We start from the raw sequence: 16036 nt of genomic DNA on the forward strand, positions 1-16036 counted from the left end.
CAACATAATACTATATATTGGTTTTCTGTGGTATTGAAGAATTTGAGATAATATCGGAGACTACAGTAAAGGTGATGTATGCCTGTGCCAGCAACAACCACCCTGCTATATTAAGAGATTTTGTGGATTGGGAATGGTACTTTTTTGGGAATTGCCTCAAGCATGATCAGATGCTTTCCAAGATTGAAAAGCGCTTTAGATTAACTGAAAAAAGCGGTCACCGATTATTCGGTGGCCGTTTTTTAAAATTAATAACTTACTGATCTTCCTTCTTTTTCAGCGGGTCAGGAACAAGCAAAGTATCCCCATCATGGCTGGAACCTTCATTCAATTCGATAACTTGAATCGGTTCAAGTTCAATTTCAAACGTATACCCGCATTTTGAACAGAATCGGTCATTGATTGACACCTGGTTTCCACAGGATTTACATGTCTTTTCATCTCCCAAATTTTTAATCTGCAGCAAGTTTTGTTCAATCCCCCACTTTAACTGCAAAATTTGATTGATTTGGGGTTCCAGCTGCTCCTTCGTAAGCGGCCAGCTTCCTTCTTCTATTGAATCAAAAACAAGCTTGCCGATCTCTTGATACTGCTGTTCAATATCATTTTTTTTGCTGTTGTTCTGCAGCTTCAAGCGATTGATTTCCACTATGGTTTTTGCTTTGCTGCCGGCCTCTGTAACACCGGCTTTGAATTTATCCATAAAACTCATGGGAACTCTCCCTTTCTATCTTAAACTTCATCATACCTGCTGTTCTATTACGTGAATTATAGATCATCCGTTCCATCCTATTATAATGAAAGAGCATTCTCACCTCAAAAAAACCTGCACTACAGCTGACATTACACCGTCATGCTATAGTACAAGTTTCGCTAACCTACCTCTTTTTTATGTCCAAACAATGAAGTAATTCCTCAAGATCCCGAATGACGTAGTTCGGTTGATACGTGCGTGGTAGTGGCTCATCAGCAAGTTGTGGATTTTCCGAGACCGCAAGCCCCTTCAAAACGGGCCTCATGGCTATGTGATCCGCACGCTGTTTTGGCAATAATTGAAGCAAATTTTCCGGTAAATCCCGATGAATTAAAACCGACGCAATGCCAAGCCGATTCGCAATTGTGACATCATGGTCCAACCGGTCACCCACATGTGCAACCAATTCACCCTCTGACAATAGGCTGTCTAGCATACGTATGCTTGGCTTCGCATAACCGGTACGCTCCGGCGTCACAATCACATCAAGCCAATCCGTTAACCCGAGCGCCTTCATCACCGGATATTGGTACTTGTAATAACCGTTCGTTACAGCTGCCAGATCATATCCTTCCTCTTTAAGCCGTCGTAATGCAGGAATGACCGTGTCGTCTAATAGATATACCTTAGGCTCTACCGAATGAGCGACCACCAGCGCCTCGATGTCAATCTCTCGTGTCAGCCCCAACTCCTGAATGAGTTGCCTTACGAGATCATCCCAGTCGTAAGCAGCCACGATTTGCTCATTCCCCAGCATTTGTTGGTGTGCATGAAACAATCGCTTTTTGGCATCACAGCTGTGTTTCAATTCCTCGGACAACAAAGTCTCGACCTCTGGAAAAACCCAGGCATCAAACGGATTTTGCATTAATGTACCGTCAAGATCAAACGTAATCCATTTTTTCATCTTAAATCTTCACCGCCCCCGCATTAAACCCTCGATAATCCATTCTCTATCATATTCCCTGAGCAAGATCAGCATGTCAAGCAGGATCATTCCTTTTGCGGTAATCGTGGATGTTTGAAAAGCTCTCTTCAGATCGCTGAATTGATTTGTTTTAATCTTTTAATTACGGAATGAACGGTTAATCTATGATAAGCAATCAGCTGCCCTTTATAAATAACTGAGTAAATACCGTATGGAGTAGGTGACATCTTCATCAATTCATCCCGATTGTTAAAATCGTAAATCTCTGCTTCAATACCAAGATGATTTGCTCCTTCTAGCACATTGTTGGTAGCGATCTCTACATAAGGGCATTGGAAGGAACGCAAAATGGTTAGCTTATTAAACGGTTTAAGACGTTCTTCCCAATTTGTTGGAAAGTAAGGGGAACTAGAGTCATCATTAAACTGATGAACAAGTAACTCAAAGCCAAATGGTGCTGTGTCAACGATTTTGAAGTTATTTCTAAGAAAGATGTCCTTACTTGGTGTCCAAGAGGTTTCGGAATTGGTCACAACGACAACTCCTTGTTTCCCCAGCTTTCGTGCATCTTCAAGACATTTATGTATAAGTGTTGTGCCATGACCTTTTCCTGTGACGCTGACCCATAAGCAATGAATGACTAGATAATGATCTGCAGACACAACTCTGTACGAAGACTCTGCTTCCGTGTATTCAATAAAACCTACTTGTTTTTGATTTTCAAACAATTGTACATATTTTAATCCTTCTTCAAATCTATTCATTAACCATTTATTTTTGTTTGTATATCCTTCGGAATTTTTTTTGCTTCTGAGGCAGTAACTCCCCGTTCCCTCCAGCAGTTCATGATCCAATTCAATCAACTGAACATTTTCCAAGCGTCTTCCCTCCCATGATTATATTCAACTAATACATCATAATTATCATCAAATACTTCTCCTATATCATGAATCGTTCACAGAAGAACCCATTATTCCTAGCTCATAGCCTTTAGCGACGGCACCCACCCGCGATTTGACGCCCAGCTTCTGAAGAATCGCCGTTAGATGGTATTCCACCGTCCGCTGGCTGACAGCCAGATCCCGGGCGATCTCCTTATTGCTCATTTCCTGAGCAACTCGAACCAGCACCTCCCGTTCCGCAGGTGTAAGCTTGTCCTGCCCGGAAGCCGTGAATAATCTCTCCGGTACCAGCATATGACCGGACATGCTCTGCCGCACAGCATTTATAATCTGTCCATATGAAGCCTGCTTGGATAAATAGGCGTTTACCCCAAGCTCGTAAGCCTTACGATAGAATTCATCGTAGGTATATCCGGATAGCATAATGATTTTCAGTAAAGAGCCGTACTCCTTCTTTAGTTGCTTTGTCAGTTCGAAGCCGTCCATATAGGGCAAGGAAACATCCAGTACAAGCACATCTGGTTTAGATAAGCCGATTTGCTCCAGTAAGCGCCGCGGGTCTGCAAAGGTTCCGAGCACGCGGATATCCCCTTCTTCCTCCAGACGGCTTCTCAACGCATCCATCACTAGAGGATGATCGTCAAGCAAAATCACTCTGATACTGTCTTTCATGTTTTTTCCCCTCCCGTTGCTCATGATGCTGGGGCCGCAGCTGCAGCGTAATGAGGGCTCCCTTTCCCGGTTTGGACTGGATGTCCATCTCACCGCCAAGATAACCGATCTGGTTGTTAACGGAGATGAGTCCGAGATGTCCACCGTCTATGGAGGCGATCTGGTCAGGAAAGGCGGTTGCGTCGAAGCCCTTGCCGTCATCACTTACGATGCAACATATCACCCCATTTGACTCCAAATTTAATCGGATATCAAGCCGACTGGCTTCAGCATGCTTTAGGACATTGTGGACCAGTTCACGGATTATCCGGAACAGATTGGATTTCAAAATCGGGTCAGGTGGAGGGGCTTCTGCAGGCCAATGATAATGAAGCGATACGTTCAGGCCGCCTTTCTCTCCGGCTGTCCGTAGCAGCCATCGCAGGGACTCCTCCAGATCCGCCTTGTCTACAATATGCGGATACAGCTCATCACACAACACCCGAATCTCCTGCTGGGAATCATAGACGCATTTCAGCCAGGCGGCTATCCGCTTGGAATCCACTCGTCCCTGATCCGCAAGTTCCTCCAGATCCCGCGACAAGAAGATCAAATTTTGTAGCAGGTGGTCATGCAAAGCATAAGAGAGGCGGATACGTTCGGCTTGCTGGGCCTCCAGCAGTAGGCGATTCGTCTGACGGATATCGCTGACATGACGTTCAAAAGCTGCGTTTTGCTCCTTGGTGCGTTGAAATTCCTTGTGGAGTCCGACCAACAGCCTGGCATTGGTCAGCAGCCGGACTGCTTCTACGCAAATTTCGTCAATTAACCCTTTCTCCTCCGCGGAGAACATGGACAAATTGCACTTGGGCCCCATGCACAGATACCCTTTGCCTCCCTTTTCCGTATGACTAGCAATGGAAGCGACATATTCAAAGTCAAAGTTCCTTTCCCAAAAGCTTCGCTCCATCCAGCGCGCGTCTTCTCCGGTTCCGGTGTTCTCATATTTGCCTGTGCCGTGTACAACTGGTCGTGTCCCTTCCTCATCTTGCCATATAACACAAATTCCTTCCACATCCACAATATGGTGCAACGCCTCGCTCATCAAACTGAGAATATCCTGGATATTCCGGGTCTTTGCCACCTGGATGGACAGCTTGAGTTTCTGTTGATCCAACCATTTCCTCCGCCCCTCCGCGCTCCTTTCCGACCGGTTAAGATGTTTCCGGTAAGCCCAGGTTCCGGCTGCAAATCCGCCAAATATAACCACAACCCAAAGCGGATGTTTTGTTCGATATGCCAGGGAAAACAATAGAAATACGCCTCCGTAATAAAGCGTATGGATGACCAGGCGGGGAAGATATATCTGCATATCCACCATGCTCCGTTTGTTCAAAACATACAAGAAAATGGCAGACAGCGGTACAAGGCCGCTGAGCGCGTATTCGGGAGCCAGAAAGTACCCGTCTCCCAACAAATCCGGGATCGCATATAGGAGCAGATAGGGCAGAAGGCTGAAGCCCAGCCCAGTAACCAGTACCAGGGCATGGTTCTTCTCTACCGAGTCCAACGACCTCCAATATAATCGGACCATAACCAGGATGAACAGCAACGTCAGCATGAAGACAAGATGCAGCGTCCCTCGAAGCCAGCTGGGAATCTCATTTTGGACCATCGCCCAAAGAGCATAGCAGGAGAACAGTGCACAGAGGAGCCGAAAGACAAACAGTGCCTTTGTCCACATAAGAGGCACAGCACGCAGCACAAACGCGACACAGAAAGAGAGCAACAAATAAGGGAGCCAGATGGAGGATAGTGCTAGAAGCAAATTCGACAAAGCCAATTCCGTAGAATACACAGTTAGGATGATCAGCGCCATCACATAATTCATCATGGGGAATCGGCGAACCGTGTGCGAGCCGGGATTTTTGCGGAAAGCCAGCAAGCCAATGGCAAGTAGCAGCGCTTCTAGCAGCATGGCCAACAGGCTTTTCCGTACATCGTCGCTTTCCGTTTCGATCCGCAATTCGTAGACGGAACCATCACTACGTATGAATGCCGCTGTACTGGCCCTGACCAGAGAAGCCTGCGTCTTACCAGCAGACCATGTTTCCGCTGGCATGCCGTCAACTGTCAATGCACGATCTCCCTGGTCTACTTGCCCTTGCGCCGCCTTGCCCGAAGGGTCCACACTGCTTACCCTCCAGCCTATTTCATCGTGTTCAAGTACCGCTCCGATATAAGGATGCCGAATCGTCTCCAGGTGAATATACACGGCCATTACGAGAAATCCGGCAAGCAACGCCGCGGCAAACAAGGGAAGCTTCATTTTTAGGGAAGGCATTCGCAGATTCCTCTCTCTTTCAATTGCAAAAAAGGATTATACTCCAACTAGATAGAGCGTAACAGCACCCCATACCGTGTTAATATAGACATGAAACAAAATAGCTCCGTAAAGGTTTTTTCGCAGCTTGACCAGAATTTCACACGGAATAATAACTGCCAGTGGGATAAATGCCCAATTTATCGGCGCTTGCCACATATGATAGAACTGGAACAGCACGCTGAGAATCAGCCAGTCGTAACGAAGTCGACCGATTTTTTTTAGCAAATATCCACGGAAATATATTTCCTCCCCGATAAAATTCCCAATAAGCCCGATAACCAGCAGCGGCCAAGGAAAATCATAATAACCCTGCTGGTAAATATGCCACTCCCCCATATGAAACACAGGCATTTGGTCCAGAAATGTCGATAAAGGCGGAAAAATCCATTTCATATAGGGCAGCGACAAGAGAGTAAACAAGACGGTGATAATCGGTAAAATAACAAGCAGTCCCTTGGTATCCCATTTTCTGAAGCCTAGATAAACCAGAGACTACTTAAAGGTAAGTTTATCCAAAAATTTTAGCATGAATAACGGGAAAAGAATATGCCAGCCGCTGGCCATAATTGCCAAAACAAGAAATTGTACGTAGTGGCTGGATAGTCCAGTAAGCGACATAAGCAGGGGACGAAGTGGATAAATGAGCAAATAGACCAGCAAACCGGGCAAGACGGCGTAAGACAAATACAGTAGTATCTCCTTGCGGCTTTTCGCCTCATGCTGATGAATAAAGCTCTCGTATTCAGGGTCCGATTTTACAAAAAATGCCGCAATTTTACGAGTCCATTCGGTTTTCATAATTAACGCTCCTCAGTCGGGGTAATTTACACACAAGGAACATACCAAGGAATCAAAGTCCCGGTATCCGTATCCGGCGCCGAATATGGAGGGAGTCACGCATTGTTTTGGCACGATCACGCAAAATGGGCTGTAAAAGGGAGAAAAATGAGCAGGTGCCGCGGCACCTGCTCATTTTTGCACTTGATTCAACTGGTGTTCACCGATCTAAGGCAATCGACGCATCATAAGATCATGCGAACAGGCTATGCATTCTTTTTAGCAATCAATGTAAAGGTATCATTTTCACAATGGGGGCATCCTTGATTTTTCAAATCCTCGATCGTATGAAAGTCTCCCTGAATACCAACAAGCAGAGATCCGTGACACTGCTTACACTGGTATGTGCGTAATGTTCGCTTTACCTCACCTGTATAGAGCGCATCCTCAAAGGAGCTCGTAACAATGGGCTCTGTCAACTCCGTCGTCTTGAGAATAATCATTTGTCCACTATTGCCAATCATCTGTGCTCCTTCATACTTATTGAAATGCGGAATAATCTCTCGTAATGACAAACCCATACGTACAAGCTCACGCAATATTGCCAAGTTATAGTCAGGGGATTTATGTGCGTACGACAAAAAAATCGGCAAGCCCTTTTCTTTCTTCAATGCGCTTATCCCGCGAGAGACGAACAACGTCATGCCTTGCAACGTATAAGGCGGATCCGTGAAAAAGCAATCGTATTGTCCACATAATTTCTTTGGAAGTGGCTGGCGCAAATCCAGACTGCGGCATATCACCTCTATTCCCTCCTGCTCAGCTGTGTTACGAATATACTGTAAAAATCGCTCATCAACATCGACGACGGTAATCAAAGCTCTTTGATTCCTTATGTTCGGAAATAATCGTTTGATTAAAAAACCAAGCGATATACTAACGAGGTCGTCATCACCAACACACAAAATTCTCTTTCCGATCAGCGCATGCTCCCTCAGGCACAGAATGGCCCGACGCAGGCTCGTTTCTACTGTACATTTGGACTGATCAATCTGCACATTAACTTGTGGCCGTTGCTGAAATATGTCCGTGAGTGATTGTAGCAGATCCGAAAGCTCAGCCTTCCAATCGAAATCATTGGCCATAAGCTTCTGATATAAGGCTTTGTCTAATCCACCATATCCCAACTCATCTTCAATAAATGTAACGCCTTCGGGTGTACAACGAACCCCGCTATCCTGTGTCAGAGCACCTGCCTTAATGAGTTCCTTTTTGATCGCTGTAGCAACTGGAACAGGTAGAAACGTCTTTTTGGCAAGTTCTTTTGTGGAAATTCCAGGCTGTATATAACACTCCACTAACAGCTGCTCAATGACCCCCGAGCCCTCTTGAAGATGTACGTTTGCATTTGCTTCTGCGATATAATTTTTCATGGTAATCCCTCTCTTATTATCGATTTTGTTATGCTTCTGTTACCTTAGAAAAGAACACACGCCATCCAAGCAGTTAAACGCTCATTGTTATGCCAAATAAAAAAAGGGACAGAAAATGAACGTATAGTCCATCTTCTGTCCCTTTTGGGGATTGGCTGACTGCTCCATCGACTTTTGTCAAAATGACAAAAACGATGAACAAAACCTGTTTTTTACATTATTGCAAAAAACAAAAGCCGTGCTTAAGAGCACGGCTGTTTGCAGTCGATTGTATATGGATGGCCGTTGTGTTCTTAACTAATTTCGATTCATCCATTGGTTTCCATAACAAATATACCACTCTAAAAGTGGATTTTTGCTAAAGTAAACGGATGAATCATATGAAATTTGGTTAGTTAAGAACAAACGCCGACATCAAGACAACTCCTATTTTTTAAAGTTATAACCAATTATAAATGGAAATGATTAGACAATCAAGTGCAATCGAAACGTATATTGTCTTCTACTCCTTTTAGACTAGAAAACATTGTACATAAAAATAATATCTTTTTTCACTTCGAACCCATGCCTCTTATAAAACTTCTCCGCAGGAAGATCTCTTTCTGTAAGCAGCACAATACAATGAATATTTCTGGATGCCAGCTCTGTTTTGATGTCATTCATCAGCTGCGAACCCACCCCGCTATGCTGTAGATCGGTATCAATAAAATATTCATGAATGTGGTACTCTTCCCCCGCATACCAGCTCTTGGTATGCCCAAAACTCGCACCTATGATTTTATCATTCTGCTCGATAACAAACCCGATAAATACAGGATTATTTATAAATTCCAGAAGATATTTTTGTGCGTGCTGGATTGATTCCCATTGATCATTCCATGGTTCGCCGTTAAAAACCTTTAAAAATAAGTATGAACATTCTTCAAGGTCTGATGTGACCATTAATCTTGTTTTCAATTGTATACTCACTCTTTTCTAGTCACTATTTTCATAGATTTGGAACATCAACATTTCCTCGTCCATTGTTTTTGCTATTTGATGAGCTTCATTAACGCTTTTCTTATTTTGAATAACTTCATAGAAAAAGCGATAAACAAACATAAGTGCAGCATTCCCATCCGGATAATCATCCGGTCCGATATAGGTCTTGCACCCACGATCCAGGAATGCTTGCGCGAGCGTAGGAGCACCCAGCATGCATCCATTGCCAATAACGATTTTTCCATCCAATTGCGTAAAGATTCTAACATCGTCTGGGCCGAAATTTCCCCTTGGCTCATCTGCCTCATAGACGTCCTCACCAAGTTCCGGCATGACAAATCCATCTTCATCCCCGTGAAAATTTAAAACGATCATATCCGTATCCGGATACAAGTCATTACCAGACAATACATCTGTGAAGTCACTTGGTCTGCCAATCCAATATGTAAACACTCTTACACCAAAATACTCAAGTGTATTGCGTATAGCCTGGGATTCCATATCGCAATCAGGACCAACAACCAATGCCACGTTCATTTCAGGTTTGCTCATATTTTTCCTCCTGACGGATTCTACTTCTAAAATCTGAGTTCTAACCCGATCTCATCACCAAAGGTTTCTCCGTTCGGTGTAAACCCTAAGCTCAAGTAAAACCCCAAAGGGCTTCCTTCACCTTCTCCACAACTTGCAACCACTTCATGGATTCCTTGTCCTTTTAAGTGTTCAATCAATAATCCAATCGCCTGCTTTCCGTAACCTTTCCCTTGATGGGGCCCAGCGATCATAAAACGCCATAAATAGACTCCGTCATTATCTGTCCCATCATCAGATCCCTGATCCAGCATGATAAAACCGATCGGTTTATCATCAGCATAGATGGCTCTGAACCATGCATTCTTAGAGAAATGAGCTTGGGCAATAGAAACCGCATTATCAGAAACCATTATTCGTTGAACCTCTGTAAGGGTGTTGCTTAATTGACAAATTTCAAGAACGGTATTTTCATCAATTTTTCGAAAATGAACATCTGGCATTGCTACCACTCCTTATCGTAATCAGATATTTCTCTTACGTCTGCGGTGTTAAGCCGCAAACTTGCTTTGAAACAGGGAATCTTTCAAGAGCGGATTCGAGTACGTCAGCCAAGGTAACACGAGCCCGGTACAGTCGGGATTTCACTGTACCTTGCAGGCTACCATTCCTTTACGCAAATTAACGAGAGTTGGTTTCCAATATTTATGAACTTCTCCGCTGCGAGGTCATACCCATGGATTTATAAATATCGTATGTTTAAAGACGACCTCTTCCTTATCAAGAAGATTGTGGTAATTATTTTGGTATTTTATTAAATTTATCAATCTCTTTTTGAGATCAATCCAGTTATGTGTTATGATGAATTGAGAAAGGTTGGATTGAAAGGAGGTGGGACGAAATGGAGCGAATTTACAACGTTTTACGAAAAATTACAATGTTTGGAATCATGTTTTTGACTGCGTTTGTGCTGTACTTCCCGGTTCAGGATCAATACGTGAACGAGAACATTCAAGGTCGGTCTGTACACGAGACGTATACGCATGTGAAAGCATCCGCTGTTCACAAGACTACCCCTTCATCATCCAAGCTGATTGCTGCGGGTAAAATTATTATTGTCTTGTTTTGTTTTACAAGCCTTCTTATTCTCCGTGTCCCTAGACCTCGACTGCCTTACTTGCCAGTCATCCTTTTACGACTCCGCCTTTTAATATTATCCCCTATAAAATTCACCTCTACGTTTGTGTGATTTTTTCTACCCTCAGCGCGGTCTAAACCTCGCGTTCTATTTACTTTTCTTCTACCCTTTTGAGTTTCGTTATTTTTCAATTTAACAAATTTCTTCTAAAAAAAGGCCGAATACTGCAGGCTTATTTGAGTTCGCCGTTTTGTTGACCAAAAAAGTGTATCTTTAGGAGGATTTAATCCATGTATGTACGTGAAAGTGATCTACCGGGTATCGGAAAAAAGTTTGTTGTTGAAACCCGCGGAGGAGATAAAGCTGTGATCATCCTACATGATGATGGCCGACGTGAAATATACCATTATAATCATGACGAGCCTGACGAAAGCATCTCCATGATTTCAATGGATGACGACGAGGCACGGCAGCTTGCCGCCATCGTGGGCGGTCTAACTTATAAACCTAAAGCGCTTGAGACTATCGACATGGCTCTGGATGAGCTGATTATAGAATGGTACCGGATCGAACCTCATTACTATGGAGTTGGAAAATCCATCGGAGAGCTTGGCGTACGCCAGGCATCGGGAGCGACAATCATCGCTATTGTGGAAAGAAACCAGGGGAAACAGATTAACCCCGGTCCTGGAGTAGTCATCAAAGCTGACTCCACACTCGTTGTTGTTGGCGAACGTCAACAGCAGCGGTTGTTTAAACAAATTTTGCTGAATGGAAGTGGTTGAATAGATGGATCATCTTGTATTTGAAGTAGGATTAGCAATTGCTTTAATCGCTTTATCGGGGTTGCTTTCTTCCAAACTCCGTTTCTCCGTCGTCCCCTTCTATATTCTTATCGGGATGGCGGTTGGACCTCATGCTATGCAGTGGTGGCATTTTGACTTCCGATTTATCGAAAGCGCCCCGCTGATCGAATTTATGGGACGAATTGGCGTACTGTTCCTTCTGTTTTATCTCGGTCTGGAGTTTTCGGTCGGTCGCCTTATTAAATCCGGTCGCTCCATTGCCGTTGGTGGAAGCATTTATATCGGTATCAACTTTACACTTGGCCTCCTGATCGGTTTTATGTCCGGCTTTCCATTGCCTGAAACGCTTATCATTGCTGGTATAACAACCATTTCGTCCAGTGCGATTGTAGCCAAAGTGCTTGTCGATCTTAAACGGACTGCGAATCCGGAAACCGAAATGATACTTGGTATTATTATGTTTGAAGATGTATTCCTTGCCGTATATATTTCCATTCTTTCAGGACTTGTATTAAGCGGATCTTCCTCGCTTGGAGGCGTGCTTTTATCAGCAGTGATCGCACTCGGATTCATGCTGCTAGTGCTTATCATTGGACGCAAGGCAGTTCCTTTGCTGAATCGCGTGCTGAACATTCGTTCCAACGAATTGTTCTTACTCGTCGTATTCGCGTCACTATTTCTACTGGCAGGTTTCTCTGAAACTATTCATGTGGCTGAAGCCATTGGAGCACTCCTCCTAGGACTGGTGCTGGCTGAAACCGATCATAGAGAACGAATTGAGCACCTCATCCTGCCTTTCCGTGATTTCTTTGGGGCGATTTTCTTCTTCAGCTTCGGATTAACGATTAATCCAATGGAGCTTGGCGGTGCTGTGTGGCTGTCACTCGCTGCAGTAGTCGTAACACTGATTGGTAATTACGTAGCAGGTATGCTCGCAGGACGAAGTGCAGGTTTATCTTCCAAGTCCTCTAACAACATCGGTTTGACGATCGTATCGCGCGGAGAATTCTCAATAATATTGGCTAATCTAGGTAAAGCCGGTGGTCTGATGACCATCATTCAACCGTTCGCGGCATTGTATGTGTTAATCCTTGCTATTCTTGGACCTCTTCTAACAAAAGAATCCAAACATGTCTACAATCTGCTGAACCGGGTGTTCAAGTTTAAGGATGCGCAGAAAAAGAAGCCTGATTCTATAGTTTTACATGAGGATGGTTCGGTTTAATCACTTTCCCACTTCATCATAAGCATGTAGAAATAATGGTGCAATGGGGTGATTTAACCCGGAACATCGTCTCTCATCTCCATGTTCCATTTATATCAGAAAGGAGGAGTCGGTTAACCTAATGTCAAACCAACCGTTTCTTGCTCCAGACGGTACACATGGCGATTCACATGTTATTTCACGCCGCAGGCGGTTATTTATGGTTATCATTGGAAGCATGATCGCTTCCTTTGGCCTGGATATGTTTCTTGTGCCGAACGGCTTCATCGCCGGAGGCCTTACAGGGATATCAGCCTTGGCCTATCAAATAACCGGCCTGCAGACGGGTATGTTTCTTTTTCTGCTCAACCTGCCCTTGGTCATCTTTTTGTTCCTCCAAGCTAACCGGGATCTGGCACTCAGGGCTGCTGCAGGACTTACCGTGTTCTCGATCTGTTCCCTTCTGCTCCACCCGCTACCGCCGCTCATCGAAGGCGGAGCGGCGGCAGCGGGGCTTGGCGGAATCTTTCTAGGCCTTGGCATTGGCATCGGTATCAAGCATGGGGCAGTACTGGATATGCTGTTGCACATGCCCAAAATACCGCCACCCATTATGGCGATAATCAACAGCATGCGCCTCTCGGGTGCAGGTATCGTCATCAATGTTCTTATCCTGTCCCTGGCAGGTTTGCTGCTCGGTTTGGAACAGGCTATGTATTCTGCTATCGCTTGCTTGATGGCCATTGAGGCTGCCCGATTAGCGACTTCCGGCTATTCTCTGAAGCGAGAAGTTACCATTCATAGTTCTCACACTCAGGAAATCCGAAACCGTATTGATATGTTGCTTGGCAGAAAGTCCCTACCCCTTCATATGACAGAAGGTGAAGACATACATCCCGATCAACAACAGGATCAGCTGCTTTACCAGATCCATCTGATGGAACTGACCAGGCTGAAATCGCTTATAAGAATAATAGACCCGGAAGCTTTTATCATCGTGTCACCTTACCGGCGCAAACGATAGAAAGGAGCTGCCCATAAGTCATCAGAAGACTTATGGGCGGCTCCTTTTCTTGTTTGTTGGAGATATGAAAGACTACTCTGCCGACTGCTTAATTGATTTCAACCGTTTCATCACATCATTCTCGCCGCGGCCGAAATAATCATGCAGCTTGCTGTATTCCTGATACAACTCAGCATACACTTTTACATTCTCTGGGATCGGTTTAAACGTTTCTTCTTTCACCCGGGCCATCTTCTCAGCTGCATCGATGATGGTATCGTATCCACCGCTTTCCTTGCCTGCGGCAACGGCAGCAAACATAGCTGCACCAAGTGCCGGTGTCTGCTTGGAATCCGCAACAAAAATCTCACGGTTCGTAACATCCGCATAAATTTGCATGAGCAGACGGTTTTTCTGTGGGAGACCCCCGCAAGCATAAAGTTCGTCAACATTTACGCCGTTCGAGTGGAAAGCATCAACTATTTTTCGTGTGCCGAAGGCTGTAGCTTCAAGCAGTGTACGGTATATTTCTTGCGGTTTGGTTAACAGTGTCATTCCTACGATCAAACCTGTCAGATTGGTATCTACTAAAACCGAACGGTTACCGTTCCACCAGTCGAGTGCCAGCAGCCCGGTTTGACCAGGCTTGTAAGCCGATGCTTCTCTTTCCAGCCACTGGTGCACACCAATTCCTTCCTCTGCTGCTGCTTCTTTGACATAAGCCGGAAGACTTTCCTCCACATACCATTCAAAAATATCACCGACAGCGGACTGACCTGCCTCATAACCGTACAGACCTGGAATGATGCCGTCCTCCACAACACCGCACATGCCTTCAACCTGCCTCTCCTCGGTGCCAAGCAGCATGTGACAAATCGAAGTTCCCATAGCCATGACCAATTTGCCTGGTGTCACTACACCAACTGCCGGAACTGCCGCGTGAGCATCTACGTTGCCGACCGCAACCGCGATTCCCGACTTCAATCCCATCATTTCGGCCATCTTTTCGGTCAATCCTCCTGCATTGGAACCGAGAGGGGTCACTTCCCCGCGCAGCTTCGTTTCAGTCAAGTTCTCAAGCCGTGGATCCAGCGTCTTGAAATACTCCTTGCTCGGGTATCCTTCCTGCTTGTGCCATATCGCTTTATATCCAGCCGTACAGCTGTTTCGAGCCACATGACCTGTCATCTGTGAGACGACCCAGTCCGTTGCTTCCAGGAACATATCAGTGCGGTTATAAATTTCTGGAGCCTCGTCAAGGATCTGCCAGATCTTCGCAATCATCCATTCCGAAGATATTTTACCGCCATAACGTGGAAGAAAAGCTTCACCACGCTCCTCAGCGATTTGGTTAATCTTATCGGCCTCAGACTGAGCAGCATGATGCTTCCACAGCTTTACCCAACTGTGAGGCTGATCAACAAGCTCCGCATCAAAACAGAGCGGTTCACCCGATGCATCCACAGGTAGCATCGTGCAGGCAGTAAAATCAATCCCGATGCCGATGACGTCAGACGGATCAATTCCGGATTCCTTCATAACGGCCGGTACCGAGTTGCGGAGCACTTCCAAATAATCATCAGGATGCTGCAGCGCCCAGTCATATTCAAGGTTTAGGCCTGACACCGGCAGACGCTCATCAATGACATGGTGAGGATATGGTGTAACATGATCGGCAACTTCATGACCGTTCGACAGATCAACGAGAACAGCGCGTCCGGATTGCGTTCCGTAATCAACGCCAATGGTATATTTTTTACCCATGAGATTCCCTCCCGTAATAAGTGAATTATTCTTAATGATATCGAAAATCAAATTATAATTTCTGTCCGTAATATGCGTTTGCACCATGCTTTCTCAAAAAGTGGCGATCCAATAGAGTCTGATCCATCCGCTCCACATTCGGGTTCAACTGAAGCGTACGCGCTGCTATTTTTGCACATTCCTCCAGCACGACTGCATTGTGTACGGCATTATGAGCATCCTTTCCCCACACAAACGGTGCATGGGCATGAACGAGTACCCCCGGTACTTGATTAGGATCGATGTTAGCAAAGCGCTCCACAATGACATTTCCAGTCTCAAGTTCGTAAGCGCCTTCAATCTCTTCTTTTGTCATGGGACGCGTTACCGGAATTTCATCGTAAAAATAATCCGCGTGTGTTGTTCCATAAGCAGGAAGCGGAAGCCCGGCTTGCGCCCAGCTTGTTCCCCACGGCGAATGGGTGTGAACTACACCGCCAATATTCGGAAATGAACGATATAACACCATATGTGTCGGGGTATCCGACGAAGGTTTTAAATCCCCCTCCACGACGTTGCCTTCCAAATCAACGACAACCATATCCGAGGATTTCAATTGTTCATAGGGAACTCCGCTCGGTTTGATCACAAACAACCCTCTCTCCCGGTCGATGCCGCTTACATTTCCCCAGGTAAATGTGACAAGTCCATGTTTCGGCAGCTCCAGATTACCTTCCAGCACCTGTTCTTTCAAAGCTTCCAACATAAACATTCACTCCTTTCTCTTTCTCACACAACA

The 16036-nt window shown here is 45.2% G+C and carries 17 protein-coding genes; 4 read left to right on the top strand and 13 right to left on the bottom strand.

Annotated elements, in window-relative coordinates; translation table 11 throughout:
* Positions 1-256: 256 nt before the first annotated feature.
* The 11 genes from AC2TF5_RS20290 to AC2TF5_RS20340 all read right to left on the bottom strand — a co-directional run bounded on the left by AC2TF5_RS20290 (position 257) and on the right by AC2TF5_RS20340 (position 9846).
* Positions 257-712 carry a zinc ribbon domain-containing protein gene (locus tag AC2TF5_RS20290; protein WP_491298952.1) on the bottom strand — a complete coding sequence of 152 codons (456 nt, stop codon included), beginning with the start codon at positions 710-712 and terminating at the stop codon, positions 257-259.
* A gap of 166 nt (positions 713-878) precedes the next feature.
* Positions 879-1661, bottom strand: a complete 783-nt coding sequence (locus AC2TF5_RS20295) for an HAD family hydrolase (RefSeq protein ID WP_491298953.1) — start codon at positions 1659-1661, stop codon at positions 879-881.
* Positions 1662-1789: 128 nt separating this feature from the next.
* Positions 1790-2560 (bottom strand): GNAT family N-acetyltransferase, encoded by a 771-nt coding sequence (locus tag AC2TF5_RS20300; RefSeq protein WP_491298954.1) that lies wholly within the window; start codon positions 2558-2560, stop codon positions 1790-1792.
* Between the two features lie 66 nt (positions 2561-2626).
* Positions 2627-3256 (bottom strand): response regulator, encoded by a 630-nt coding sequence (locus tag AC2TF5_RS20305; RefSeq protein WP_491298955.1) that lies wholly within the window; start codon positions 3254-3256, stop codon positions 2627-2629.
* Complete coding sequence (locus AC2TF5_RS20310) at positions 3225-5579, bottom strand: ATP-binding protein (RefSeq protein WP_491298956.1); 2355 nt, start codon at positions 5577-5579, stop codon at positions 3225-3227. Before AC2TF5_RS20310 ends, AC2TF5_RS20305 begins: the two co-directional genes overlap by 32 nt.
* Before the next feature lie 36 nt (positions 5580-5615).
* On the bottom strand, positions 5616-6014 hold the full coding sequence (locus AC2TF5_RS20315; protein ID WP_491298957.1) for a CPBP family intramembrane glutamic endopeptidase: 399 nt from the start codon (positions 6012-6014) through the stop codon (positions 5616-5618).
* Positions 6015-6113: 99 nt separating this feature from the next.
* Positions 6114-6419, bottom strand: a complete 306-nt coding sequence (locus AC2TF5_RS20320) for a hypothetical protein (RefSeq protein ID WP_491298958.1) — start codon at positions 6417-6419, stop codon at positions 6114-6116.
* A 245-nt stretch (positions 6420-6664) separates the two neighbouring features.
* On the bottom strand, positions 6665-7831 hold the full coding sequence (locus tag AC2TF5_RS20325; RefSeq protein WP_491298959.1) for a bis-aminopropyl spermidine synthase family protein: 1167 nt from the start codon (positions 7829-7831) through the stop codon (positions 6665-6667).
* A gap of 516 nt (positions 7832-8347) precedes the next feature.
* Positions 8348-8788, bottom strand: a complete 441-nt coding sequence (locus AC2TF5_RS20330; RefSeq protein ID WP_491298960.1) for a GNAT family N-acetyltransferase — start codon at positions 8786-8788, stop codon at positions 8348-8350.
* An 18-nt stretch (positions 8789-8806) separates the two neighbouring features.
* Positions 8807-9364, bottom strand: coding sequence for a delta-aminolevulinic acid dehydratase (locus tag AC2TF5_RS20335; protein WP_491298961.1), 558 nt, complete (start codon positions 9362-9364; stop codon positions 8807-8809).
* 26 nt (positions 9365-9390) lie between these two features.
* Positions 9391-9846, bottom strand: coding sequence for a GNAT family N-acetyltransferase (locus AC2TF5_RS20340; RefSeq protein ID WP_491298962.1), 456 nt, complete (start codon positions 9844-9846; stop codon positions 9391-9393).
* A gap of 398 nt (positions 9847-10244) precedes the next feature.
* Between AC2TF5_RS20340 and AC2TF5_RS20345 the strand changes: the two genes are divergently transcribed.
* The 4 genes from AC2TF5_RS20345 (at position 10245) to AC2TF5_RS20360 (ending at position 13515) form a co-directional block, all read left to right on the top strand.
* Entirely contained in the window at positions 10245-10592 is a 348-nt protein-coding gene (locus AC2TF5_RS20345; protein WP_491298963.1) for a hypothetical protein, read from the top strand.
* A 179-nt stretch (positions 10593-10771) separates the two neighbouring features.
* Complete coding sequence (locus AC2TF5_RS20350; protein ID WP_491298964.1) at positions 10772-11266, top strand: cation:proton antiporter regulatory subunit; 495 nt, start codon at positions 10772-10774, stop codon at positions 11264-11266.
* Positions 11267-11270: 4 nt separating this feature from the next.
* Complete coding sequence (locus AC2TF5_RS20355) at positions 11271-12512, top strand: cation:proton antiporter (RefSeq protein ID WP_491298965.1); 1242 nt, start codon at positions 11271-11273, stop codon at positions 12510-12512.
* A gap of 121 nt (positions 12513-12633) precedes the next feature.
* On the top strand, positions 12634-13515 hold the full coding sequence (locus AC2TF5_RS20360) for a YitT family protein (RefSeq protein ID WP_491298966.1): 882 nt from the start codon (positions 12634-12636) through the stop codon (positions 13513-13515).
* A 72-nt stretch (positions 13516-13587) separates the two neighbouring features.
* Here the strand turns inward: AC2TF5_RS20360 and AC2TF5_RS20365 are convergent, their stop codons facing one another.
* Complete coding sequence (locus AC2TF5_RS20365; RefSeq protein ID WP_491298967.1) at positions 13588-15258, bottom strand: ribulokinase; 1671 nt, start codon at positions 15256-15258, stop codon at positions 13588-13590.
* A 52-nt stretch (positions 15259-15310) separates the two neighbouring features.
* Positions 15311-16003: an L-ribulose-5-phosphate 4-epimerase gene (gene araD, locus AC2TF5_RS20370; protein WP_491298968.1), complete on the bottom strand. Its 693-nt coding sequence runs from the start codon at positions 16001-16003 to the stop codon at positions 15311-15313.
* Between the last annotated feature and the right edge of the window lie 33 nt (positions 16004-16036).

This window comes from Paenibacillus sp. JNUCC 34 (assembly GCF_058269055.1).